Below are 23,233 nucleotides of genomic sequence, written 5' to 3' on the forward strand. Positions count from 1 at the left end.
CCCGCCGCCAGCCGCGCATGGAAGCAGCCCCCAGGTGCGCCCGAAGGGGCGTTCGGGTCGCTAGCGTGCCCAAGTGCGCTGCCGCAACGGCGCACGAGAGGTGGTGCCGGAGGCCCCGGTCGCCCCTGCGAAGCAGTGTGGAAGGACAGCGTGGACCGTCGCATATTCGGGTTGGAGAACGAATACGGGGTGACCTGCACGCTCCGCGGCCAGCGCCGCTTGAGCCCAGACGAGGTGGCCCGCTACCTGTTCCGTCGGGTCGTGAGCTGGGGCCGGTCCTCCAACGTGTTCCTGGAGAACGGCGCCCGCCTCTACCTAGACGTCGGCAGCCACCCGGAGTACGCCACGCCCGAATGCGACTCGATCCTCGACCTGGTCGTCCACGACAAGGCCGGGGAGCGGATCCTCGAGAACCTGGTGATCTCCGCGGAGAGCAGGCTGCGGGAGGAAGGCATCCGTGGCGTCATCTTCTTGTTCAAGAACAACACCGACTCGGCCGGCAACTCCTACGGCTGCCACGAGAACTACCTGACCAGCCGGCGCGACGACTTCAGCCACTACGCCGAGGTCCTCATCCCGTTCCTCGTGTCCCGCCAGATCTACGCCGGTGCCGGCAAGGTCCTCCAGACCGCCCGCGGCGCGATGTATTGCATCAGCCAGCGGGCCGAGCACATCTGGGAGGGCGTCTCCTCGGCGACGACCCGCAGCCGGCCGATCATCAACACCCGCGACGAGCCTCACGCCGACGCGGAGCGCTTCCGGCGCCTCCACGTCATCGTGGGCGACTCCAACATGAGCGAGTACGCCACCTTCTTGAAGGTCGGCGCCACCAGCATCCTTTTGCGGATGCTCGAGGACCCGGCGGTGGTGCTGCGGGACATGACCCTCGAGAACCCGATCCGGGCGATCCGCGAGATCAGCCACGACACCACCTGCAAGCGCCGGGTCCGCCTGGCCAACGGCCGGGAGGCTTCCGCGCTCGAGATCCAGGGCGAGTACCTCCACCGGGCCCGCCGCTACCAGGAGACCCGGGGCCTCTCCGCCCTCGAGGACCAGGCCCTGGACATGTGGGAGCACTGCCTGGAGGGGCTGGAGAAGGACCCGTGGTCCCTCGACCGGGAGTGCGACTGGGTCATCAAGCACCGCCTGATCGACCGCTACCGGGAGCGGGAAGGGGTCGCGCTGACCCACCCCAAGGTGGCCTTGATGGACCTGCAGTACCACGACGTCAGCCGCGACCGGGGCCTGTTCTACAAGATGCAGGCCCGGGGCATGGTGGAGCGGATGTGCGACGACGAGGCCATCGAGACCGCCGTCGACGAGCCACCCCAGACCACCCGGGCCCGGCTGCGAGGCGAGTTCATCCGCCGGGCCAAGGAGCGCCGCCGGGACTTCACCGTCGACTGGGTGCACCTGAAGCTCAACGATCAGGCGCAGCGCACCGTGTTGTGCAAGGACCCGTTCAAGTCCCACGACGAGCGGGTCGAGCGGCTCATCGCGTCGCTCTGAGACGGTGTCGCGCATCGAGCGGCTGGTCAATTTGACCGCCGCCCTCATCGACGCCGAACGGCCCCTCACCAGGGAGGAGCTGCGGGAGCGGGTCGGTGGATACTCCGACGACCCGGTCGCGTTCCGGCGCAACTTCGAGCGGGACAAGGACCTCCTCCGGCAGGTGGGGATGCCGGTCACCACCGAGGTCATCGACCAGGACCGCCCGGAGAGCGCGCTCGGCTACCGGATCCGGCGCGACGACTACGAGCTACCCGACCCGGGGCTGGACGACGACGAGCTCGCCGCGCTGCGCCTCGCGACCTCCGCGGTCCAAGTCGACGGTGCCGACGAGGCCACCACGACGGCTCTGCGCAAGCTGGCCGGCGCGCCCGGCACCCCGGCGACGGGCACCGCCGCGCCGCCCGCGGCCGGCGTGGCGCGGGTGGAGACCGCCTCCTTGCCCGGCGGCCCGCACGCCGCGACGGTCTTCGGGGCGGTCGCCGCCCGCCGGCGCATCGAGTTCACCTACCGGGGGCAGCGCCGCACCGTGGACCCGTGGCGGCTGTCGTACCGCAACGGGCAGTGGTACCTCTCCGGCTACGACCATGGGCGCCACGACGCCCGCCTGTTCCGCCTGGACCGCATCGAGGGCACCGTTGACGCGGTGGGGGAGCCCGGCGCGTTCGACCGGCCCGCCGACGGCGCGACCGGTCCCGCCGCGGCGTGGCAGATCGGCGACGACGAGGCACGCACCGTGGAGCTGCTCGTCGACGCCCCTCAAGCGGCGTGGGCCCGCTCGTCGCTAGGGGAGGACGCCGTACGGGAGGTAAACGCCGACGGGTCTGTCCGTTTCGAGGTGTCCGTTACCAACCGGGCTGCGTTGCGCTCGTTCGTCCTCGGGATGCTCGAGCACGCCGAGATCCTCGGCCCGCCGGACGTGCGCGCCGAGATGGTGGCCTGGCTGCAAGCGATCGGGGCGTCGTGAAGCAGTCGCGGAGATGACCCCGGCCCAGGAGCGGCTCGGGCGGATGCTGGCCATCGTCCCGTGGATCGCGGCCAACGACGGCCCCCGCGTCGCCGACGTGTGCCGCCGCTTCAACCTGACCGAGCGCGAGCTGGTCGCCGACTTGGAGCTGCTGTTCCTCTGCGGGGTCCACCCCTTCACCCCCGACACCCTCATCGACGTCGACATCGCCGACGGGCGGGTGTGGATCCGCTTCGCCGACTGGTTCCGCCGCCCGCTGCGCCTGACCCCGCCGGAGGGCCTGGCCTTGGTCAGCGCCGGCGCCACCCTCTTGGCGGTCCCCGGGTCTGATCCCGACGGCGCGTTGAGCCGGGCTCTGGCGAAGCTGGAGACGGTGCTCGGCGTGGCCGCCGACGACGCGGTCGACGTGCAGCTCGGCCCGGTCGCGCCGAGCATCCTCGACGCCGTCCGCGACGGCGAGCACCGCCGCCGAAAGCTGCAGCTCGACTACTACACCTTCGGACGCGACGACCACACCCGGCGGGTCGTGCAGCCGTGGCGGGTGTTCAACGCGGCCGGCCAGTGGTACCTGGAGGGGTGGTGCGAGGCGGCGGAGGGCCACCGACTGTTCCGGGTCGACCGCATCTCCGCTGCGACCGTTCTCGACCAGCCCGCGCCCGAACCTCCCGCTGGGAGCGGCCCGCCGGCGGTGTTCCAGCCCGGCCCCGACGACCCGGTGGTGGTCCTCGACCTCGACCCCGACGTTCACTGGATCGCCGAGGCGTACCCGAATGAGGGCGTCGAGGCCCGCGACCGCTCGGTGCTGCGGGTCCGCCTCCGAAGCGCCGGGCGGGCCTGGCTGGAGCGGCTGCTCTTGCGGGCCGGGCCGCACGCGTCGGTCGTGGAGGGCGACACCTCCGTCGGCCGGGACGCGGCCCGTCGGGTCCTGGCCCGCTACACCTCGGCCGACGGAGGTGGGAAAAGGGACCGGTCCGCGGGGCTGGGGGGCCGACCGGGCAGCGCCCCCTCCCGCGACTAGGGTGCTGCGCCGTGGCTGAACCAGCGCCCACCGAACCTCCGGCGGGTCGCGGAGCCGCTCCCGGCGACGGCGAGGAGCACCGGGGTCGCCGGCGGGTGGTCATCGAGTGGGGTGCGATCATCGCCGTCGCGGTGGTGCTCACCTTGGTCGTGCGGGCGTTCGTGTTCGAGGCTTACTTCATCCCGTCGGGCTCGATGGAGCCGACGCTGAAGCCGGGCAACCGGGTGCTGGTCGACAAGTTGAGCTACGACCTCCACAGCGTGCACCGCGGCGACATCGTGGTGTTCTCCCGGCCCCCGACAGAAACCAACGCCTCCATAAAGGACCTGATCAAGCGGGTGATCGGCCTGCCCGGCGACACCATCCAGTCCGGTCCCAACGGCGAGATATTCATCGACGGCAAGCTGATCAACCAGCCGTGGCTGACTTCGTCGGCCAAGGCCGACCCGGGGCCGCCGGTGCCGAAGCTGACGCTTCCCCGCAACGAGTATTACGTGATGGGAGACAACCGCGGGGACTCCGAGGACTCCCGTTACATCGGGCCGATCTCGGGCAACTTGATCGTGGGCCGGGCCGTCTTGCGGGTGTGGCCGATCACCAGCATCAAGCTGTTCTGAGCGCGGCCACCATCATCTCGACATGGTCCGAGTAGACCGCGTCGATGCCCATCGCCACCAGCCGGTCGATGGTCTCGGCCTGCTGCGCGTCCCACCCGAACGCCTGGATCCCCGCGGCGTGGCACGCCTCCACCAGCTCCGGGGTCCATTCTCCTTGACGCAGGTTGAGCGCATCCGCGCCGACGTCGCCCAGCCTGGCAGGGTGGGCGAGCGGATCAGGCCCGAGGCGCCGCAGGGCGCTCGAGTGAACCAGCCGGACATCGGCGTCGGCACCCCGCCACGCCGCGAGGGCGGAAAGATCCCCACCGCAGAGCCACAACCGTCGGCGGGCGCTGCCGGCCGCCTCCAGGATGGCCGGCACCGCCGCGGGGTCCTTGACGTCGAGGGACACCTCGACGTCGGCCGCCCCGGGGATGGCGTACAGGTCGGCCAGCTCCGGGATGTGGCGGGGCAGGTCGGCTCTGAGAACGGTGCGGATGGCCCGGCGCCGCAGCCCCCGGCGGGCGACGCCGTCGTGGTCCAACACCGCCACGCCGTCGGCGGTCAGCCACGCGTCGCTCTCCAACCCGGTCGCTCCGAGAGCCAGCGCAGCCACGAATGCCGGCAGCGTGTTGTCGGGGTGCTGCGCCCGGGCGCCTCGGTGGGCGAAGCCGATGACCATGGCCCCATCCTTGCCGGCCGGACCGTCGACCACGCTCAAGAACCCCCGCCCGGTGCCGATACCTCAATGGTACGAAGGACCAGGAAGGTGACACGACATGGCGACCGTCCGAGCCAACTGCGCCGAGTGCGGCGACGTGGAGATGAGCATCCGGCAGGTGCAGGTCGAGGTCTGCGACTCCACCGACGTGAGCACCTATTCCTTCCTGTGCCCGAAGTGCCGGCTGCGGGTGTCCAAGCCCGCCACCGCCCACGTCGTGCAGACCCTGGTCGCGGCCGGGGTCGAGGTGGTGTACTGGGAGCTGCCCGCCGAGATGTGGGAACAAAAGGACGGGCCGGCCATCACCCACGACGACCTCCTGGCTTTCCACTACCAGCTGGACGACGACGCGTGGCTGCAGCGGAACCTGTCGCGAGGCCCCGCCGCCTGACCGTTTCCCCCCGCCCGCGGACGCGCCGGTGAGCGCCTGGTGGCTGGCCCCCCTCGGGGTCGGGGCGGCCGGCGCCGTCGCCTTGTCGTTGCTCCGGGGCCGGCTCGAGCGCGAAGCCGACCGGCTGGCGGACACCTCCGCTCGCCTGCGCCGACTCCCTGGCCGCTCCGGCCCGCAGCCCCCGGAGCAGCACGCTAAGTAGACTGCGGGCGTGTTCAACCTGGACCCCGAGAAGCTTCTCGTGATCGGGATCTTCGCGCTGGTCGTGTTGGGACCCAACCGTCTCCCCGACGCGGCTCGCAGCGCCGGGCGTCTCATCGCTCAGCTGCGGCGGATGTCAGGCTCGCTTCAGTCGGAGGTGCGCGACGCTCTGGCCGAGCCGAGGCAGGCTCTCCAGCATGCAGTGGACGAGTTCGGCATCAGCGAGGTCCGCTCGTCGATGACCGCGGTGAGCGACCCGTTCCGGCCTTCTACGCTGGCCGACGGGCTGCGCTCCTCGCCCGGGCCGGCGGCCCGGCCGGTCCCGCCGGTAGCGGGCGGTGGCGACCCGACGGTGGTCCCCGACGACCCCTCGTTCAACTAGCCGTCCGACGCCGTGACCGTGACCGATCGCCGCGAGGCCGGCGGAGCCGACCCGGAACGCAACGCCGGCGAGATGACGATCTACGAGCATCTCGCAGAGCTGCGAAACCGCCTGATCATCGCGATCCTGGCGGTGATCGCCACCACCACGGTGATGTTCTTCTTCTACAACCAGTTGATCAGCTTCATGGAGCACCCGTACTGCGACTTCATCGCTCACCACCCCAACAAGGGGATCACCGGACGCTGCCAGCTGTACATCACCGGGCCCCTCGACGGTTTCACCACCCGGATCAAGGTCAGCGTCTACGCCGGGATCGTCCTGGCTTCACCGGTGGTGCTCTGGGAGCTGTGGCGCTTCATCACCCCGGGGCTGCACAAGAACGAGAAGCGCTACGTCCTCCCGTTCTTCTTGGGGGCGGTCGGGCTGTTCAGCGCCGGCGTGGTGACCGCGGTGCTGGTGTTCCCCAAGGCGATCGACTGGCTAATCAACGTGAGCGGCCACGGCGTCGTCCCGCTGTTCCAGCCGACCCGGTACTTCACGCTGTACGCGGCGATGGCGGTGATCTTCGGAGCGGTGTTCCTCTACCCGCTGGTCGTCGTGTTCCTAGAGATCAGCGGCGCGGTGCCTAGCGCCAAGTGGCGGGCGTGGCGCCGGCCCGCCATCGTCATCATGGTCGTCGTGGCCGCGGTCATCACCCCGAGCAGCGACCCGTTCTCGTTCGTGGCGATGGCCGTGCCGTTGCTGGTGTTCTACGAGGCGTCGATCCTGATCGGCCGCCTCCTGCACAAGTAGCCGGCGCCGGTCCCCAGACAAGCGGGGCGGGTGGGGTAGAAAGGGCGCCGTGGCGTTCGCCTCGCCCGCCGGCCCTGCGGGCCCCCGGCCGGCCCCCGATCCCCAGTCGAGCAGCGGCCCCGACAGGCTGACCGACGTCCCGACTGCGGAGCCCGACGCCGTCCGGACGGCCTTCGTGGCCGGGCAGGGGTTCGAGCTCGACGGGTTCCAACGCCGGGCCCTCGACGCGCTCGACGCCGGGCACAGCGTGGTGGTGGCCGCCCCGACCGGGTCGGGCAAGACGGTGGTGGCCGAGTACGCGGTGGCCCGGGCCCTCGCCGAGGGGCGCAAGGCGTTCTACACGACGCCGCTCAAGGCGCTGTCCAACCAGAAGTACGGGGAGCTGGTCCGCCGCCACGGCGCGGCGTCGGTAGGGTTGCTCACCGGCGACAACGCCATCAACGGCGACGCTCCGGTGGTCGTCATGACCACCGAGGTGCTGCGCAACATGATCTACGCCGCGTCAGGCGCCCTCGACGGCCTCCGCTACGTGGTCCTCGACGAGGTCCACTACCTGCAGAACGCCTACCGCGGCCCGGTGTGGGAGGAGGTCATCATCCACGCCCCGCCCGGCGTGGACCTGGTGTGCCTGTCGGCCACGGTGTCCAACGTCGAGGAGCTGGCGGACTGGATCCGCACCGTTCGAGGCGAGACCGCGACGGTCATCGAGGACCGGCGTCCAGTCGCCCTCCACGACTTGTACCTGCTCGGCGACAAGACCTCTGACCGGCTGCTCATGCTGCCGACGCTTGTAGATGGCAGGCCCAACCCCGAGGCGGTGTCGCTCGACGCCAAGGGGCTCCCTCGCCCCGGACCGAGGGGCCGCGCCCGAGGGCGCCTTTTCACCCCCCGCAGACCCGAAGTCGTCGAGATGTTGCGCGAGGAGGGAATGCTCCCGGCGATCTGCTTCATCTTCAGCCGGGCCGCGTGCGACGACGCGGTGACCCAGTGCATGCGAGAAGGCCGGCGGCTCACCACCATCGACGAGCGGCGCCAGATACGGGCCATCGCCGAGGCCCACGTCGAGGGGCTGACCGACGAGGACCTCGGCATCCTCGAGTACGGCTCGTGGCTGGCGGGGATGGAAGCCGGCTACGCGGCCCACCACGCGGGGCTGGTCCCCCCGTTCAAGGAGGCCGTCGAGGCGTGCTTCGCGGCCGGCTTGGTCAAGGTGGTGTTCGCCACCGAGACCCTCTCGCTCGGTATCAACATGCCGGCGCGCTCTGTGGTGATCGAGAAGCTCACCAAGTTCACCGGCGAACGCCACGAGTTCCTGACCCCGGGGGAGTACACCCAGCTGACCGGCCGGGCCGGCCGGCGCGGCATCGACGACGTCGGCTACGCCATCGTGCTCTGGTCGCCGTTCGTGCCCTTCGACCAGGTCGCCGGGCTGGCCGGGGCCCGCACCTACGCGCTCACGAGCAGCTTCCGCCCGACCTACAACATGGCAGCCAACCTGGTGCGGCGCTACCCGCCAGACCAGGCTCACCACCTCCTCAACCTGTCCTTCGCGCAGTACCGCGCGGACAGCGACGTCGTGCGGCTGGAGGCGCAGCTGGAGCGCAGCCAGCACGCCTTGGAGGAGGCCCTGCGGGCCGCCGGCTGCTCGCGGGGGGACGCCGCCGAGTACCGTCGCATGCTACGGGTCAGCGAGGAGTCCTCCCGCCAGCGGCCGTCGATGACCGCGGAGGTGGTCGCCGCTTTGGAGCGGGTCAAGCCCGGTGACGTCTTGGTGGTGCCGGGCGGCAAGTCGGGCGGCCGGGTGGCGGTGCTGTCGACCAGCCGCCGGCGGGGAGGCGACGTGCGGTTGCGGGCGATCACCCCCGAGCGGCGCATCGTCAACCTCGGCCCCCGCGACTTCCCGGGCACCCCGGCACCGGTCGGGCGGATCCCGCTGCCGACGCCTTTCGCCCCGACCAACGCCGGGTTCCAGCGCCAGGTGGCGTCGGCGCTCACCGCGGCGTCGTTGCAGCCCGCGCCGAGCCGGGGCGACCTGCACGGCCATCACCCTCGAGGCGGGCGCCACTGGCGGGGCGAATTGGCCATGGCGCAGGCCACCGCGGCGGCCAGCCATCCCGTCGCCGCCTGCCCCGACGCCCGCGCCCACCTCCGGGCGCTGGATCGCGCCGACCGGCTCCAGCGCGACGTGGAGCGCCTGGAGCGGCGGGTGAAGGGCCGCACCGAGTCCCTGGCCCGGCTCTTCGACCGGGTGCTGCAGGTCCTCGAGGACTGGGACTACGTGGAGGGTTGGCGCCTGACCCCGGCAGGGGAGCGCCTGGCCCGGCTCTACCACGAGGCTGACCTCCTGGTGGCCGAGTGCCTGGAGACCGGCGCCCTCGACGGCCTCGGCCCCGCGGAGCTCGCGGCGCTGGTATCGGTGTTCGTGTTCGAGCAGCGAGGGCAGGCCGAACCGGCCGCGTGGTGGCCGACCGCCCGGCTCCGCCAGCGCTGGCCGATGATCGACACCATCGCCACCGAGCTCAACCGGGCCGAGGACGCCGCCGGGCTGCCGCTGACCCGCCGGCCGGACATGGGCTTCGCGGCGTTCGCCTACCGCTGGGCCGACGGCGAGGACCTGACCCACGTGATCGGCGACGAAGGGCTCTCCGGCGGCGACTTCGTGCGCAACGTGAAGCAGCTCATCGACCTGCTGCGCCAGCTCGGCGACCACGCGCCCGACGCCGCCACCGCGGCGACCGCCCGCCGCGCCTCCGATGCCCTGTTCCGGGGTGTGGTAGCGGCGTCGTCGGTGGTCAGCCCGGTCGCCTAGGTGCCGGCGGAGCGACGGCCGGTGCGGCCCTGCCCATCCGCCACGCGGGACCCGGGCTCCCCGTAGGCTCTTGGACGCGATGGAGCTCTACGCCACCGAGGAGTGGACCGACGACGAGGCGGAGATCCTCCGCAGGTACTTCACCAACCTCGACGGTCCGGTCTTCGCTCTCGTCAACCTGCCGGAAGTGGTCAAAGGGGCGCTGTTCGCCCGCTACTCCCGCACGGCCAAGAGCCTCCGGCGGCTGTTCCTCGACGAGTTCGTCGGGGACCTCGACATCAGCGGCGACCACAGCGTCGACGCCACCGTCGGCCTGGCCCGGGCCGAGGAGCTCTACGAGCGGGTGTTCTTCGAGTACGGCGACGACTCCGTCGCCCAGCTCGGCGGGGTCCACCTGGCCTGCGAGCAGGCCTCCAACCTCCTGACCAAGGTCCTCGAGTGGGGCCGCCTCATGGCCTACATGGAGAAGTCGACCCGTTACGTCGCCTACGACGCCCGGCTCCCCAACGGCCGCTACCGCTACTACCGGGACCCGGCGATCCTCGACTCGCCGCTCGGGGCCCGCTACGTCGGTGACATGGACCGCCTCTTCGACGCCTACGCCGAGCTGCTCCCGGTGCTCGGGGCGTGGTTCTCCGCCGAGCACCCCAAGCAGGCGGGGGACTCCGACTTCGTGTGGCGCCAGTCCATCCGGGCCAAGGCCTTCGACGCCCTGCGGGGCATGCTCCCCGCCGCGGCCACCTCCAACCTGGGCATCTACGCCAGCGGCCAGGCCTACGAGGCGCTCCTGCTGCGCATGCGGGCCCACCCCCTCCCCGAGGCCCGGGCGTACGCCGAGTTGATGCTCGTCGAGCTGCGCAAGGTCATCCCCTCCTGGGTCCGGCGCGTCGACGTGCCCGACCGCGGCGGCGCCTGGGTCGAGTACATGGAGAAGAACCACGCGGTCATGCAGGACCTGGCCGACGCTCTCTTCGCCACCCCCGACGATCACACCACCTCCGCCGCCACCGAGGGCGGCGACCCGGAGGTCACGCTGGTCGACTGGGATCCTGACGCCGAGACCAAGACCCTCACCGCCATGCTGTACCCCTTCACCCACCTCCCCGAGGCGGTGGTGGCCGAGCGGGTGGCCCGCATGGGCGCCGAGGAGCGCCTCGAGGTGGTCCGCCGCTACGCCGGCGACCGCTCCAACCGGCGGCACCGCCCCGGCCGGGCCCTCGAGCGGTCGATGTACCGCTTCGACGTGGTCTCCGACTACGGCGCTTTCCGAGACCTGCAGCGCCACCGGATGCTGACCATCGAATGGCAGAGCCTGAGCCCCGCTCACGGCTACACCCTGCCCGGCTCGGTCATAGCGGCGGGCGCCGCGGACGCCTACCACGCCGCGATGGAGCGCTCCGCCGCCCTCTACGACGTGATCGGGGAGCGATTCGGCCCGCAGCGGGCCGGCTACGGCGTCGCCCTGGCCTACCGGGTCCGCTACAGCATGCAGCTCAACGCCCGCGAGGCCATGCACATGCTGGAGCTGCGGACCACCGCCCAGGGGCACCCCGAGTACCGCAAGGTGGGCCAGCAGATGCACCGGCTGATCGCCGAGAAGGCCGGGCACCGGGCTCTGGCCGAGCTGATGACCTTCGTCGACCACGCCGACTACGAGCACGAAGGCCTCGAGCGGCTGGCGGGGGAGCGGCGGGCCGAGCAGCGCCGGCTTCGGGTCCAGCCCCCGCCCAGCGGCTGACAGGACTCGCCGGCGCCAGGCGGTCTCCGGCGTTGGGCGTCCGCGCCCCGGCGTCTTCGCTTTCTGCGCCTTTCGTTGCGCACTGGCGGACCGGCTGCGCGCTTGAAGCTGACCCCGCAGTTCAGGTCGAGGCCTGCCAGCCCGCCGTGGATGGTGAGGCTGATGTTCATGGTGAGTCTGATGTTGATGGTGAGCCTGATGTTGACGATGAGCCGGATGTTGAGCTTGGGGTTGCTGTTGTTGTCGAGAGCTAGCCGGTTGCTTGGGCGCAGTCGCTGGCACTGAGGCTGCTGTTGGCACTAGGCCCGCTGTTGGCACTGAGGCCGCTGATCGTTCCGAGGTGATCGAGAGAGGTGAGGCTGAAGTGGCCCTCGAGACTTGAGGGGTTGTAGAGGCTGAAGTGATCGTGTACCTTTCCGGTGCCGGGCGGAGGGATCGGATCGCTCTCGCATGCCCAAACTCACGTTTCTGCGCCGCACCGCCTCGGTGCGCATGGCGGTCACCGCCGCGGTCTTGGCCACGGTGGCCATCACCGGGCAGGCCGCGTTCTCCTCGTCGAGCAACGGGTACGTCGTCCAGCCAGGCGACACGCTGTGGGCCATCGCCCAGCGCGCCGGTGTCTCGATGCAGTCGTTGGCCGCCGCCAACTCCATGCAACTCACCGACGTCCTGTCGGTCGGACGGCACTTGGTGATCCCCGGCTTCGAGGCCAAGGAGGCCGCCTCCCAACCGGCGTCGGCCCCGGTGGCCAACGCCGCCGTGCGGTCCTACAGCAGCGGGACGACCGGCTCCACGTTCTGCTCGAGCTTCGCCCCGACGACGGGACCGTGGGGGGTTCTCCCTTCGGTGCTGCAGCAGAACCCGTCCCGGCTGGCGCTGCGCCCGCTGTTTCGCGAGTGGGGTGGGGCGTACGGCGTCAACCCGTCGCTGCTGGAGGCGATCGCCTGGCAGGAGTCGGGCTGGCAGCAGGGCGTGGTCTCCCCGGCCCAGGCGGTCGGGGTCGGTCAGCTCCTGCCGGCCACCGCCGACTTCGTCAGCCGGTACCTGATCGGGCAGCGCCTGGACATCAACTCGGCGTACGACAACATCCGGATGATGGCCCGGTTCGTGGCCTACCTGCAGACCCAGGTGCGAGGGACCTGCAACGTCATCGCCGCCTACTACGAGGGCACTCAGAACCTCACCACCTACGGCGTCCTCGTCGAGACCCAGCCCTACGTGGCCAACGTCGAGTACCTGCTGCCGATGTTCTCCTGAGTAGCCGGGTGGCCGCCAGATGGCGGCTTCCTTACGCCCTGGTGTCCTGCGGCACGCCGACGGTGGCCCGACGGACATTTTTTCTCCGGTCCCTGACCAGCAACGACGCGCGAAAGCGCTGCTCAGAGGGGTAGTGCAGCCCTTGACTGACCCCCCCTCGCGTCGGCCATGATGGCGGGACACCGCGGCGCCGCCTGCAGGGCGCGCGTCGTGCGAGGCAGGGTGGCCCAGGGAACCAAGTAGACAACGTCCACGGCTGAGCGCGGTCTTCGCGCGAGGACGAGGACGGCACCAACGGTTCGCCCTGGGCCGCCCAGCCTCACCCTCGCGGCGGACGGCGTCAGGCCCGCGACGGAGTGCAGGGGAGGAACGGATCGATCCTTCAGGCAGATGTTGCGCCGCTACCCCCGCGCCGACGTCTATCATCCGGCGCCACCACGCGGCCCTCCATGCTCTGGCGGCCGCGACTGAGAGAGTGTTGAAGGACGGCATATGGCTGACGACGAAGTCGAAGAAGACATCGACGAGGAGACCGAGGGGCCCGAGGACCTCGAGGACGAGGATCTAGAAGACCTCCCCGAAGATGACGACGAGGCCGACGAGGACCTGGTCGTAGACGACGAGAAGGAAGAGGACGATGTCGTCCCGGCGGTCAAGGCCCGCGAGGACGAGGACGACGACGACGATGACGACGAGGAGGACTCCGACGACGTGGAGGCCAGCCTCGACGTCATCTTGAAGGAGCGCCTGGTCGTCCCCGACGAGGAGAACGACGACGAGGAGGATGTCCCCGACTCCGAAGACCGGGGGGAGGCCACACCCAAGGTGCTCCCGAAGCAGCCCGGGGAGTTCGTGTGCCAGTCCTGCTTCCTCGTTAAGCACCCGAGTCAGCTCGCTGACCGGGACCGCATGCTCTGCCGTGACTGTGTGTGACCTGGGGCACCGCTAGCGGGTGCGGTTGTAGCGAACCGGCCGGTTGGGGAAGGATCGTCGCGTGACCGACCATCGTTCGCCTCTCGACGCGGCTCTCGACCTGGTGCTCTACGCCCCGGTCGGGCTGGCCTTGACCCTGACCGAAGAGCTGCCCAAGCTGGCCGCCAAGGGCCGCTCCGGCCTCGGCTCGAGGGTCACCACGGCCCGGGTGGTCGGCCAGTTCGCGGTCGCCCAGGGCCGCAAAGAGGTCGGCCGGAGGCTGGGTACCGAGCCGGCCCGTCCGGCCGCCGCTCCGGCCCGTCCGGCGGCCGCTCCGAGCCGTCTTGAGGCCGCCGCGGCCGACGGGTCGGCTGTTGCCGCGGCCGGATCGGCCACGCCTCCCGCCGCCACCTCGGCTGCTGCTCCGGCGTCATCGCCCGAAAGGCACGCAGGTCCGTCTGCGCCGGCTGCCGGCGCAGACGGTGCTGGCGGTGAAGAGCATGCGGCGTCGGGACGAGCCCGGCGAACGGCTAGCTCCCCTCGCGCCGGGAGGCCGTCCAACGGCGTCGAGGCTCCCGACGGCGCTGCGAGCGGCTCGGGCGCGGCCGCGCCCGCCGCAGAGGTACCGCCCGTTGGCAGCCTGGCCATCCCCGGCTACGACTCGCTGTCCGCGTCGCAGGTCGTACAGCGCCTCGCCGGTCTGTCAGGCCCAGAACTGCAGGCGGTCAAGGAGTACGAGAGCGCCAGCCGAGGCCGGCGCACCATCCTCGCCCGGGTCGGTCAGCTCCAGGGCCATTAGGCGTCAGGCGGTGGAGCGAGCCCGGCCAGCGCGGCCCGACGACACCGCCCGGCTCATCGAGCTGTGCGACGAGGCCCTAGCGGAGGTGTCGTCGCGCCGAGGCGGTCGCCAGCTCGCCTACTCCGTACTCGCCGGCCACTCGGTACCCGCCCGGCTGGCCCTTGCGCTGGCCGATCCCGACGAGCAGGTCATCGCCGGCGAGCTGAGCGGCGCCCTCCTCGGCGTCGGCCTGATCCGCCGCGACCCGCTCGCGGCGGGGAACGTCGCTGCCGTCGAGGTCCTCTTCGTCGACCCGGGTGCGCGCGGCGTTGGCCTGGGCGAGAGCATGATGGACGCGATGACCGAATGGGCGATCGGACACGGCTGCCGCGGCATCGACGCGATGGCTTTGCCGGGGAGCCGGGAGGCGAAGGCGTTCTTCGAAACCCACGGCTTGGTCGCCCGAGCCCTGGTGATGCACCGGGAGCTTCCTCTCGGGCCCTCCGCCGGCGGCCGGACGTGAGACCGTCCCGACCCGGGCGCTTCTCCCGGCGCCTCTCCACCGGCTCGTGAAACGCTTCGACGACTTGGCCGCCGGGGAGACCGGCAGCGGCGGGCGGTCCTCGGAGAGACGCCCTCGCCCCGAGGTGTGCGTCGGCGCCGTCGCGGTGGACGCCGGGCGGCTGCTGCTGGTCCGGCGAGGCCGAGGGGCGGCACAGGGCCGATGGTCGGTGCCCGGCGGGCGCGTCGAGCACGGCGAGACGCTGGCCGAGGCGGTGGTCCGCGAGCTGGCGGAGGAGACCGGCCTAGAGGCGCTCTGCGACGGCCTGGTCGGCTGGGTCGAGATCATCGAGGGTGATGACCACTACGTCGTGCTGGACTTCGCGGTCACCGTGTTGAGCCCCGACGACCCCGTCGCCGGCGACGACGCGGCCGAGGCCGCCTGGGTGCCGTTGGAGGACGTCACCGACTTGGCGCTCACCGACGGCCTCGCCGAGTTCCTCCACGAGCACGGCATCCTGGGCACGATCGTCTGAGGCCGGGTCGGGAGGGCTACGCCGCCGGCGAAGCTGGGAGCCAAGTGCAGCCCGGGACCGGGGGAGCAAGTGGCACCAACCCGCGCTGCAGCCCGGGTTAGCGACGCTTGCTCAATAGCCGGAGGCTCCAGGCTCAGAGCGAACCGTGCTCCGAGTGCGCCGCAGCGCTGCCTTCGCTGCCGCCGTTGGTGCTCGCGGTGAGGCTCTCAGCGGCGGGCTCACTGGGCTCAGGAACCTCACCGGCCCCCGCAACCTCATGAGCCTCAGCCGCCTCATGAGTCCCAGCAGCCTCACTGGCTCCAGCAGCCTCACTGGCTCCAGCAGCCTCGTCGGTCGGGGTGGTGGGGGAGCCGGTAGGCGCCGCGTGGGCGGCTTCTGCGTCATCGCCGGCGACCGCCGGGGTCTCACGCGCCGGCTCGGGCGCGGACTGAGGCTCGGGCAGAACGCCAGTCGGCTCGACGGCCGGCGCCGGATCAGGGGCGGCGACTTCCCGCGCCGGATCAGCGGCGGCGTCTTCCGGCGCAGGATCGGCGGGCTGGGCTGGCGAAGCAGGGTCGACGGACCCAGCCGCCGGAGCCGGCGTGCTCGCGGGTGCAGGACTGGCGGGCGCGGACCCGGCGGCCGGAGCCTCGGCCGGTGCCCGGCGCCCGGGGCGGGCAGGGCGCGCCGGCGGACGGCGAGGGGCGGACCCGGCCCTAGGACCGGGCGGCGGGGGGATGCTGATACCGAGCAACCCGGCCAGCGCCGGGATCCGCCCCGACTGCTGGTGAGCGGCGCGCAACAAGTCGGGTCCGGGCTCGGCGGGGAGGCCGGCAGGTACGACGGTGCGCCGCACCGGAGAGGCGGCCGCCGCCTCCAGCAGCGCCATCCAGCGCTCCTGGGGGGTGTCGGGGGCCAACGCGGCGCCGGCGGCCTGGCTGGCCCGCTCGGCCAGCTCTGCGGGCAGGCGGGTGCCGGCGTCGGGCGGGCGCCCGGCCAGTTGCAGGGCCCGAACGATGCGGCCCTCATCGAGATGCCTGGTCAGGTCGTTGACCCACTCGCTGCGCAGGGCCTCGACGCGGGCGTCGAGGGCGGCGCGCAGCTGAGTGGCCAGCTGACGGGTCTCGTCGTCTCTCGCCGCGTCGGCGCCGGCGACCACCGACCGCAGGTCGCGAAGAGTGATCTCGGTGCCGGCCTTCACCGCCGCTTCGGCCCGGTCATGCCACTCGGCGGCCTTGAGCCTCGGCAGCAGGCTCTCGGCCAGCGAGACCAGTTGGTCGGCGTCGGGAGCCGGACGCCCTTCGGCGATGGCCTTCTCCCGTTCCAGGTGGATGGCGGTGCGCACCGCTGGGATGCCGCCGCGGAGGACCTGCTCGGCGACCGCCTGCTCCTCGGGAGCCAGGGAAGCCATCACTGCGTTGCGGTGGGCGTGCCCCGGGGTCAGCCTGCGGGCACGAGGCCGGCCGCCTTCACCGCCGCGGCCGCCACCCTCACGGCCAGCTACGTCGCGGCGAGGGCCGGACGGCTGGCGCGGCGGCCGCTGGCCTGCGCTGTCCGACCGGCCGGCGCCCTCGGAACGAACCCCGTCTGGGCGCGACCCGCCCTCGCCCCGAGGGGCGCCCTCGGGGCGTCCACCCCGGCGGTCCCCGGAACGGGCAGGGCCGTCGCGACGAGGGCCGCCTGGCTGACGAGCGCGGTCGGGACCCTCGCGCCCCTCGGGGCGCGGGCCCCGGCGCTCGCCTGGCGGGCCGTCCCGGCGGGCGGGTCGGTCACCGCGGGTCGGGCGGTCACCCCGATCGAAGCGGTCTCGCCGGTCGCCACCTCGGCCCGCCCGCCCGACCAGCTGCGTGGTGACGCCGGGGGCATCGGAGCGAGACGGCCCGATGATCTCCAGGCGCTGGGTGTCCTCGCGCTTTTTTTCTTTGGGCGGCAGCACGTGGGTGATGACGATGCCGTCGATCTCGAACTCTGCGTCCGCCCGTAACACGTCCCCGGGCTTGGCCCCCTCATAGAGCAGCGCCGCGTCGAGGACCCCCTTGGGCTGGCGCGCCCCTGCGGCCCGCCAGCTCCAAGAGCCGTCGGGGCGCGTGCTGGTCAACTCGATCTCGATCCTGCGGGCCACGTCGCCAACCTACTGCAGCGATGCCCGCGGCCCGAAGGAGATGGAGTGGCTACCCTCCGCAGGCGATGGCGTCGACTGCAAAGCTCCCTGTCCTCCTGGTCCATGGCTTCGCGTCCTCGTTCGAGAGGAACTGGCGAGACACGGGGTGGGTTGACCTGCTCACCGAGGCCGGACGGGAGGTGATCCCCCTCGACCTGCTCGGCCATGGCAGCGCCGACAAGCCGCACGATCCGGACGCGTACCGGGACCTGGAGCGGGGGATCCGCGACGCGCTACCTGCCGAGGGCCAGGTCGATGCCGTCGGGTTCTCCCTGGGGGCGGCCCTGCTGCTCAAGGTGGCGGCCACCGACCCGGGACGCTTCGGGCGTCTGGTGGTTGGCGGGGTAGGGGCCAACCTCTTCCGGGACGGCGATCCCGAGCCGGCGGCGCAGGCCGTGCTGACCGGTGCGGCCGCCGACGACGCTCCCGAGGCGGCCCAGGCCTTCGCCCGCTTCGCCTCCGCCCCCGGCAACGACGGTCAGGCGCTCGCCGCGTGCCTGCGCCGGCCGGTGTCGCGCCTCGAGCCCTCCGACCTGGCCGCGGTGACCTGCCCGGTGCTGGTGGTGCTCGGCGACCGGGACTTCGCCGGGCCGGCCGATCCGCTCGTCGACGCCCTCGCCGACTGCACCTTGGTCACGCTCCACGGCGCTGATCACTTCGGCACCCCGAAAGACTTCCGCTTCTTGGACCACGGCCTGCGCTTTTTGGGCGCTGAGCCCTGAACGGCCCGGCGGCGCAGTCGGGGGCTCGCCGGGCTCGCAGCGACCGCCGGTGGGAGGCTGGCGCCGAGCAGCGCCAGACGGCAGGGGAGTAGCGTGGGGCAGATGGGAAGAGGCTCACGTTCGACCGTCCGCTGGAAGCACGACCGGATCCGGCGCAAGAAGAGCCGCGAGGACCGGGCCAAGGCGGCCCGGACCGAAGCCCGCAAAGGCGCCTGAGACCCTCGGCGCGGCGCCGGCCGGAGCTCGCCTCCCAGCCGATCCCGGCGCTGGCGACCGCCTCGGTTGGCTAGCCGCCCTGTCCGGCTGTCTAGTGTCGTAACAGCCCCCAACGACCCGGCTCACCGAGGAGCCGGTCCAACGCGCAAGGAAGGCTGGAACGTCATGGACGCCAAGGTGCTGCTGTGTGACTTCGCTGAAGTGAGCGGAGGCAAGCTCTTCGTCACCGGGGCCGGCATCTCACTGGTGGCGAGCAGCTCGCCTCAACCCCCGTACCAGGTGAACGTGTGCCTGGCGATCTTGGTCCAGATCCCTTGGAACGAGACCGGCGCCGAGCACACCTTGACCATCGAGCTGGTGTCGGAGGCCGGCGGGGGCGCACGGCGGGTTCTGCTGAGCGACCAGCTGCCCGAAGGCTCCGATCCCGCCGACCGGGGGATGATCGTCGCGGTGTTCTCCGCGGCCCGCCTGCCGATCATGGTCGACGGCGACGAGTCGACGATGCCGATGTCCATCCCGCTGTTCGGTTTGCCGCTTCCCGAGCACGGGCCGTACTTCTTCAGCGTCCGCATCGACGGGCGGGAGATGGACCGGGCCTCGTTCCGGCTGGTCCCCCTCGCCGACGCTCAAGCCGCGCAGGGTCAATGACCGGGCGTCCTGCGGGGCGCTGATCCTTCCGGGCCGGGGCCCTTCGAGGCCTCGGTCCGCTCCGCTGGCGGCCGGTCCAAGTCGGGCTGCTTGGCGAGGTCGTCGTCGCGCTCGGCGTCGAGGCGCGCCTCCTCGGGGGCGTGCTCGTCGAAACCCACCCCGATTCGCTGTTCGGGGCGCTGGCGCTGTTCGTGGGTGCGGTCGTGGAGTACCTGCTGGTCGGCTTCGGTCGGCTCGCACGTGGGCAGCGCCCGCGGCCACAGATGGCGGTGGAGGACCGGGTTGAGTTCGGCTCCGTAGACGCTGAGCTTGGCCAGCAACAGCAGAAAGGTGACGACCCCGAGCACCGCCGCGAACGCGCCGTAGGTGGCTGACTTGCCGGCGAGGAGGTGGTTGGTCAGGCCGGTCCCGACGGTTGTCAGGGCGGTGAAGCACACGCCGCCGAACACCGCACCTGGGACGAAGGCTCGCGACTCCGCCTGGGCGGGCGTCAGCACCCGGAAGGTGGCCAGGTAGAACCCGACGTTGACGGCGGCCAGTGCGAGGATCACGAGGATCCGAAGCCACAGGGCCTCGCCGTGGGCGGTGGCGTAGGAACCGAACGCCGCGGTGAGCAGGAATGCCAGTCCGATGAGCACCAGACCGGCCATGCTCCGGCCCAGTCGGGGCACGAAGCCGGGCCGCGCCACCTCGGGGATGTTCCACGTCCGGCTGAACGCCTGCTCGGCGGTCTGGGTTACCCCCTGCGCACCGTAAACCAGCCCGACGATGCCGATAATCAAGCCGAGGACGCTTCCGTGCAGCTGCTTGCTGCCGCTGCCGGGGGCGAACTGGGGGCCGATGACCGGGAATTTCTGCAAGGTGTGCAGGGTGCCGGTCCCGAGCGACGCCTGCCCCACGAACCCGAGCACGGTGACCACGACCAGCAGCAGCGGGTAGATGGCAGTAAACCCGTACCAGCCGAGGGCCACCACGTAAAGGTTGGCCTTGTCGTCGCTGAACTTCTTGATAACCGCCCACGCTGGCCCGGCTACCCGGTTGTGCTGCTGCCACCGGTCGAGGTCGGCGATGAGTGCCTTCAGGCGGTCCATTCCCGCTACCTACCCAAGCGCGGGCGCCTGTCCCGGCGCCCGCCGGGGTAGAACCGGGAGATGCAGATCGGTGCGGTGTTCCCCCAGACCGAGTTGGGTGCCGACCGCGGGGCGGTGCGGGCCTATGTGGAGGGGCTCGCCGACCTCGGCTTCGCTCACCTCCTGGCCTATGACCACGTGCTCGGAGCCGACACGTCGGTCCACAAGGGGTGGTCAGGGCCCTATGACATCGACACGACCTTCCACGAGCCGTTCGTGCTCTTCGGGTACGTAGCGGCCTTCAGTGACCTCGAGCTCGTCACCGGGATCATCATCCTCCCGCAACGCCAGACCGCCTTGGTCGCCAAGCAGGCCGCCGAGGTCGATCTCCTCACCGGAGGGCGGTTCCGTCTCGGGGTCGGGCTCGGCTGGAACGCCGTCGAGTACGAGGCGCTCGGCAAGGATTTCTCCGACCGGGGCCGCCGCTTGGAATCCCAAGTCGAGCTGCTGCGTCGGCTGTGGACCGAGCGCAGCGTCACCTTCCGCACCGGCGGGGAGACCGTCACCGGGGCCGGGTTGGCGCCGCTGCCGCTGCAGCGCCCCATCCCGGTTTGGATCGGCGGCCAGTCCGAGCGGGCGTACCGCCGGATGGGCCGGCTGGCCGACGGCTGGTTCCCGCAGGTCCAGCCGGGCGACAAGCTGGCCGCCGCCTTGCAGGAGGTCGCCGCCGGCGCCGCGGAGGCAGGCCGGGACCCGGCGTCGATCGGCATGGAAGGCCGGGTCAGCTGGCGCGGGGACGCGGAAGACATCGCTCGGCGGGGCGAGGAGTGGCGGTCCGCGGGAGCCAGCCACTTGGCGGTCAACACCATGGGCGCCGGGCTGGACGGCGTCGAGGGCCACCTCGAGGCCCTGCGCCAGGCCGCGGAGGCGCTGGACCTCGGCTGACGCCAGGCATCCGCGCCGCCCACGACCGGGACACCTATTTTGTCACTGTGACAGAACCTGATGAAGGGCGGGGCAAGGAGGGGAGGACTCGACGCTGCGGGTGGTGCGGTCGGCCGTTCGTCCCTCCCGCCGGCCCCGGCCGCCCGCGCCTGTACTGCAAGCGGTCGTGCCGCCAGCGCGATTTCGAGGCCCGTCAGAGGGTCCGGGCCGAAGGCCTGTCCGACGGCGAGCTGGTGGTGACCCGCCGGGCCCTCGACGAGCTGGACGACCTCACCTATGTCCTGGCTTGCGCGGTCGAAGACGTGGAGCGCGACCTTGCTGGCGAGCACGACGCCGACGATGTCCGCCGGAGCCTGGAGTGGCTGCTCGAGGCGGCCCGGCCGTTGGCGGAGCGTTCCCGGGCCGGGACCGTCCTGCCGAGATGACCGGCCGGTCGGCGCCAAGGCTCGCAGCCGACCGCGGCTGGACCACCCGGGAGCACCCAACCCCCCCGAAGTGGTTACGTCACAGTGACGTTACGGGGGCCAGGAGACCCGTGGGCTGAAGCCCGGTGGATGCGGCTGGGAACCCGGGCGCCCGGTCCGGCCAGTCCCGAGCCGGCTGAGCCGGCTGAGCCGGCTAGGCCGGAGCCGGCTCAGGCATTGGTGAAGGCACCGGCTCGGGCGTCGGTGGGTCGATCGGCGGGCTCGGCATCGGCTCGTCAGGAAACGGGCTGGGAACCGGATCGCCGGGACGTGGGTTCGGCGGGACTGGAGTCATCGCCGCGCGCGTACCCGGTCGGCGGTCATGCCATGCGCGATCCGAGCGGAGCCGAGGAGAGCCCACCGCCGCACAACGGCCTCCCGCCGAAACCCACCCCGACCGCCGGAACACCCGCCACTGAGTTACGGATAACTGTGATTATCCGTAACTCAGTGGTTGTACCCATCGTCCGTAGCTCATGGTCCCCGGGTACCCGGCGCTCAGCCCCCGGGGCCTTCTCCGACGAGCACCGGCCTCAGCAGGTCCTCGACCATCGCGACGAAGCGGGCCGCGTCGACGGCGCCGATGACCGCGTGTTTCCACCGGGTAAGCGTGCCGGCGCCGACGTCGACGAGCACCGGGAACGCCAAGCCGTGCCGCTTCGACGCCCACTCCAGCGCCTCCTCGGGCGCGCCGCTGGTCACGACGACGGGCATGAAGGTCATCCACCCGCCGGTCACCGACAGGGTCTTGGTGACCCCCCACCGGCCTTGCACCGACTTGGCCGCGGTCCGGGCCGCTGCCGCGAACTGGTCAAGAGCGGCGCGGGTCAAAGTCCCGGGGTCGCGGGCCGAGACGACCATCGGCCGCGGATCGACTTGCTCGAGGGCGGTGCTGCCGAGCGGGAAGGCCATGATGCTGTCGCGGCCGTCGACGGTCTCCACCGTCACATGCCAGCGTTCGGCCCGCGCCCGGCGGCCCACCGCCTTCACATACGCCTCGGGATCCATCCCGGTCACGCTAGGTGCCCGGAACGACGTAGACGTTGACCCGATCGATGCTGTCGCCCGCAGCGGAGACGGCTACCCCCGAGGCTCGCCACGACCCGCCGCGCCCGGCCGGGTCGAGGCGTGCGAGCAGGCCGCGCAACGGTGCCGGGTCGGCGCCGAGCTCGTCGACCAGGGCCTCGACGGTCGCCGCATCCGTGGACGCCTCGGTGCCACGCAGGGAGACGTGTAGCGCCAGACGGCACCGGGCTGCCGGTTGCTGGCTGTCGACCGGCTGCTCCGCGGCGAGAACGACGTCGCCGGCCCACGCCGCCCGGCGTAGTAGCCGATGCTGCAGCACGCCCAACAAGGCTCCAGGTGCGACGGCCGCCATCCCCGCCGCTGCGCTGACCGCGCGGTGGGCCCCGCCGGGGCCGGGCCTCCCGTAAAGGCGGACCGCCGCGGTGCCGTCCGCTGCGGCCCGCGCCGCCGAGAACGCCGGCCAGCAGCCGCCGGCGTCGATCACGGCCAGCGGCCCCGCCAGCTCCGGGAGGGTGTCGGTCACGCGGGCCACGCCGCTGCCGGCGGGGACGTACAGCTTGACCGCGGTCGGCCCCTCGGCGCTGCCCTCGATGCCCAGCCAGGTGCCCGCCGCGGTGGCCGGCAGCGCGTCGAGGAGCTGGCGTAGCCTGGCGGGCGCACCGGCACCGACGCGAGCGGCGACCCGTAGGGCGGTGTGCTCGCTGCGAGCCGCGTCGCCGTAGTCGAGGGTGGCCCGGAGCGGCCCCTCCGCGGCGCCCCCTGCCCGGCACGCCGCAGTGAGCTCGACGGGAGTGAGGCTGCCGGTCAGGGCGCTGGCGTGGCGGTCGGGAGGCTCGACGCCTGGCGGGAGCAGGCCACCGAGCAGCTCGCTCAACGGTGCGGGACCGGTAC

Annotated in this window: 23 protein-coding genes; 18 read left to right on the forward strand and 5 right to left on the reverse strand. The window is 71.9% G+C overall.

Going from position 1 to position 23,233, the window contains the following annotated elements:
* Nucleotides 1-150: 150 nt before the first annotated feature.
* The 4 genes from pafA to lepB are packed head-to-tail and all read left to right on the forward strand — an operon-like array spanning nucleotide 151 to nucleotide 4,111.
* Nucleotides 151-1,509 carry a Pup--protein ligase gene (gene pafA / locus K6U06_RS09830; protein ID WP_262321755.1) on the forward strand — a complete coding sequence of 453 codons (1,359 nt, stop codon included), beginning with the start codon at nucleotides 151-153 and terminating at the stop codon, nucleotides 1,507-1,509.
* Nucleotides 1,510-1,513: 4 nt separating this feature from the next.
* On the forward strand, nucleotides 1,514-2,476 hold the full coding sequence (locus K6U06_RS09835; protein ID WP_262321756.1) for a helix-turn-helix transcriptional regulator: 963 nt from the start codon (nucleotides 1,514-1,516) through the stop codon (nucleotides 2,474-2,476).
* Between the two features lie 13 nt (nucleotides 2,477-2,489).
* Nucleotides 2,490-3,494 (forward strand): helix-turn-helix transcriptional regulator, encoded by a 1,005-nt coding sequence (locus K6U06_RS09840; RefSeq protein ID WP_262321757.1) that lies wholly within the window; start codon nucleotides 2,490-2,492, stop codon nucleotides 3,492-3,494.
* 11 nt (nucleotides 3,495-3,505) lie between these two features.
* Nucleotides 3,506-4,111 carry a signal peptidase I gene (gene lepB / locus K6U06_RS09845; protein WP_262321758.1) on the forward strand — a complete coding sequence of 202 codons (606 nt, stop codon included), beginning with the start codon at nucleotides 3,506-3,508 and terminating at the stop codon, nucleotides 4,109-4,111.
* On the opposite strand, the gene K6U06_RS09850 is transcribed toward lepB, so the two are convergent.
* On the reverse strand, nucleotides 4,098-4,772 hold the full coding sequence (locus K6U06_RS09850; protein ID WP_262321759.1) for a glycerophosphodiester phosphodiesterase: 675 nt from the start codon (nucleotides 4,770-4,772) through the stop codon (nucleotides 4,098-4,100). The genes lepB and K6U06_RS09850 overlap by 14 nt on opposite strands.
* A 97-nt stretch (nucleotides 4,773-4,869) precedes the next feature.
* Between K6U06_RS09850 and K6U06_RS09855 the strand changes: the two genes are divergently transcribed.
* The 10 genes from K6U06_RS09855 (at nucleotide 4,870) to K6U06_RS09900 (ending at nucleotide 15,111) form a co-directional block, all read left to right on the forward strand.
* Entirely contained in the window at nucleotides 4,870-5,202 is a 333-nt protein-coding gene (locus K6U06_RS09855; protein WP_262321760.1) for a hypothetical protein, read from the forward strand.
* 211 nt (nucleotides 5,203-5,413) lie between these two features.
* Nucleotides 5,414-5,785 (forward strand): twin-arginine translocase TatA/TatE family subunit, encoded by a 372-nt coding sequence (locus K6U06_RS09860; RefSeq protein WP_262321761.1) that lies wholly within the window; start codon nucleotides 5,414-5,416, stop codon nucleotides 5,783-5,785.
* 12 nt (nucleotides 5,786-5,797) lie between these two features.
* Entirely contained in the window at nucleotides 5,798-6,580 is a 783-nt protein-coding gene (gene tatC, locus K6U06_RS09865; RefSeq protein WP_262321762.1) for a twin-arginine translocase subunit TatC, read from the forward strand.
* Between the two features lie 49 nt (nucleotides 6,581-6,629).
* Entirely contained in the window at nucleotides 6,630-9,389 is a 2,760-nt protein-coding gene (locus K6U06_RS09870; protein WP_262321763.1) for a DEAD/DEAH box helicase, read from the forward strand.
* A 79-nt stretch (nucleotides 9,390-9,468) separates the two neighbouring features.
* On the forward strand, nucleotides 9,469-11,127 hold the full coding sequence (locus K6U06_RS09875; RefSeq protein WP_262321764.1) for an FAD-dependent thymidylate synthase: 1,659 nt from the start codon (nucleotides 9,469-9,471) through the stop codon (nucleotides 11,125-11,127).
* 450 nt (nucleotides 11,128-11,577) lie between these two features.
* Nucleotides 11,578-12,384: a LysM peptidoglycan-binding domain-containing protein gene (locus tag K6U06_RS09880; protein ID WP_262321765.1), complete on the forward strand. Its 807-nt coding sequence runs from the start codon at nucleotides 11,578-11,580 to the stop codon at nucleotides 12,382-12,384.
* 492 nt (nucleotides 12,385-12,876) lie between these two features.
* Entirely contained in the window at nucleotides 12,877-13,317 is a 441-nt protein-coding gene (locus tag K6U06_RS09885; protein ID WP_262321766.1) for a DUF4193 family protein, read from the forward strand.
* Nucleotides 13,318-13,378: 61 nt separating this feature from the next.
* Nucleotides 13,379-14,095, forward strand: coding sequence for a hypothetical protein (locus tag K6U06_RS09890; RefSeq protein WP_262321767.1), 717 nt, complete (start codon nucleotides 13,379-13,381; stop codon nucleotides 14,093-14,095).
* A gap of 10 nt (nucleotides 14,096-14,105) precedes the next feature.
* Nucleotides 14,106-14,597 (forward strand): GNAT family N-acetyltransferase, encoded by a 492-nt coding sequence (locus K6U06_RS09895; RefSeq protein WP_262321768.1) that lies wholly within the window; start codon nucleotides 14,106-14,108, stop codon nucleotides 14,595-14,597.
* Nucleotides 14,598-14,643: 46 nt separating this feature from the next.
* Complete coding sequence (locus K6U06_RS09900; RefSeq protein ID WP_316044706.1) at nucleotides 14,644-15,111, forward strand: NUDIX hydrolase; 468 nt, start codon at nucleotides 14,644-14,646, stop codon at nucleotides 15,109-15,111.
* A 133-nt stretch (nucleotides 15,112-15,244) separates the two neighbouring features.
* On the opposite strand, the gene K6U06_RS09905 is transcribed toward K6U06_RS09900, so the two are convergent.
* Nucleotides 15,245-17,212, reverse strand: coding sequence for a hypothetical protein (locus K6U06_RS09905; protein WP_262321769.1), 1,968 nt, complete (start codon nucleotides 17,210-17,212; stop codon nucleotides 15,245-15,247).
* 65 nt (nucleotides 17,213-17,277) lie between these two features.
* Here K6U06_RS09905 and K6U06_RS09910 point away from each other — a divergent pair, with 65 nt between their 5' ends.
* Together K6U06_RS09910 and K6U06_RS09915 are read left to right on the forward strand one after the other, a co-directional pair.
* Nucleotides 17,278-17,973, forward strand: a complete 696-nt coding sequence (locus K6U06_RS09910; protein WP_262321770.1) for an alpha/beta fold hydrolase — start codon at nucleotides 17,278-17,280, stop codon at nucleotides 17,971-17,973.
* Nucleotides 17,974-18,354: 381 nt separating this feature from the next.
* Nucleotides 18,355-18,837: a DUF6941 family protein gene (locus K6U06_RS09915; RefSeq protein WP_262321771.1), complete on the forward strand. Its 483-nt coding sequence runs from the start codon at nucleotides 18,355-18,357 to the stop codon at nucleotides 18,835-18,837.
* On the opposite strand, the gene K6U06_RS09920 is transcribed toward K6U06_RS09915, so the two are convergent.
* Entirely contained in the window at nucleotides 18,831-19,928 is a 1,098-nt protein-coding gene (locus tag K6U06_RS09920; RefSeq protein WP_262321772.1) for a YihY/virulence factor BrkB family protein, read from the reverse strand. The genes K6U06_RS09915 and K6U06_RS09920 overlap by 7 nt on opposite strands.
* A 60-nt stretch (nucleotides 19,929-19,988) precedes the next feature.
* On the opposite strand from K6U06_RS09920, the gene K6U06_RS09925 reads away from it, so the two are divergent.
* Both K6U06_RS09925 and K6U06_RS09930 read left to right on the forward strand, forming a co-directional pair.
* Nucleotides 19,989-20,852, forward strand: coding sequence for an LLM class F420-dependent oxidoreductase (locus tag K6U06_RS09925; RefSeq protein WP_262321773.1), 864 nt, complete (start codon nucleotides 19,989-19,991; stop codon nucleotides 20,850-20,852).
* Between the two features lie 47 nt (nucleotides 20,853-20,899).
* On the forward strand, nucleotides 20,900-21,277 hold the full coding sequence (locus K6U06_RS09930) for a hypothetical protein (protein ID WP_262321774.1): 378 nt from the start codon (nucleotides 20,900-20,902) through the stop codon (nucleotides 21,275-21,277).
* Nucleotides 21,278-21,814: 537 nt separating this feature from the next.
* Here K6U06_RS09930 and K6U06_RS09935 read toward each other — a convergent pair.
* Entirely contained in the window at nucleotides 21,815-22,324 is a 510-nt protein-coding gene (locus K6U06_RS09935) for a hypothetical protein (RefSeq protein ID WP_262321775.1), read from the reverse strand.
* Between the two features lie 10 nt (nucleotides 22,325-22,334).
* Complete coding sequence (locus tag K6U06_RS09940; RefSeq protein ID WP_262321776.1) at nucleotides 22,335-23,216, reverse strand: hypothetical protein; 882 nt, start codon at nucleotides 23,214-23,216, stop codon at nucleotides 22,335-22,337.
* Between the last annotated feature and the right edge of the window lie 17 nt (nucleotides 23,217-23,233).

This window comes from Acidiferrimicrobium sp. IK (assembly GCF_025499425.1).
In the GTDB taxonomy this organism is placed as follows: Bacteria; Actinomycetota; Acidimicrobiia; order Acidimicrobiales; family Palsa-688; genus Acidiferrimicrobium.

Excerpts from the sequence above, each read along its gene's own strand:
- K6U06_RS09840 (WP_262321757.1), top strand. The coding sequence starts at position 2,490 with ATGACCCCGGCCCAGGAGCGGCTCGGGCGGATGCTGGCCATCGTCCCG.
- K6U06_RS09850 (WP_262321759.1), bottom strand. The coding sequence starts at position 4,772 with ATGGTCATCGGCTTCGCCCACCGAGGCGCCCGGGCGCAGCACCCCGAC.
- K6U06_RS09855 (WP_262321760.1), top strand. The coding sequence starts at position 4,870 with ATGGCGACCGTCCGAGCCAACTGCGCCGAGTGCGGCGACGTGGAGATG.
- K6U06_RS09875 (WP_262321764.1), top strand. The coding sequence starts at position 9,469 with ATGGAGCTCTACGCCACCGAGGAGTGGACCGACGACGAGGCGGAGATC.
- K6U06_RS09880 (WP_262321765.1), top strand. The coding sequence starts at position 11,578 with ATGCCCAAACTCACGTTTCTGCGCCGCACCGCCTCGGTGCGCATGGCG.
- K6U06_RS09885 (WP_262321766.1), top strand. The coding sequence starts at position 12,877 with ATGGCTGACGACGAAGTCGAAGAAGACATCGACGAGGAGACCGAGGGG.
- K6U06_RS09910 (WP_262321770.1), top strand. The coding sequence starts at position 17,278 with ATGGCGTCGACTGCAAAGCTCCCTGTCCTCCTGGTCCATGGCTTCGCG.
- K6U06_RS09915 (WP_262321771.1), top strand. The coding sequence starts at position 18,355 with ATGGACGCCAAGGTGCTGCTGTGTGACTTCGCTGAAGTGAGCGGAGGC.
- K6U06_RS09920 (WP_262321772.1), bottom strand. The coding sequence starts at position 19,928 with ATGGACCGCCTGAAGGCACTCATCGCCGACCTCGACCGGTGGCAGCAG.
- K6U06_RS09925 (WP_262321773.1), top strand. The coding sequence starts at position 19,989 with ATGCAGATCGGTGCGGTGTTCCCCCAGACCGAGTTGGGTGCCGACCGC.
- K6U06_RS09935 (WP_262321775.1), bottom strand. The coding sequence starts at position 22,324 with ATGGATCCCGAGGCGTATGTGAAGGCGGTGGGCCGCCGGGCGCGGGCC.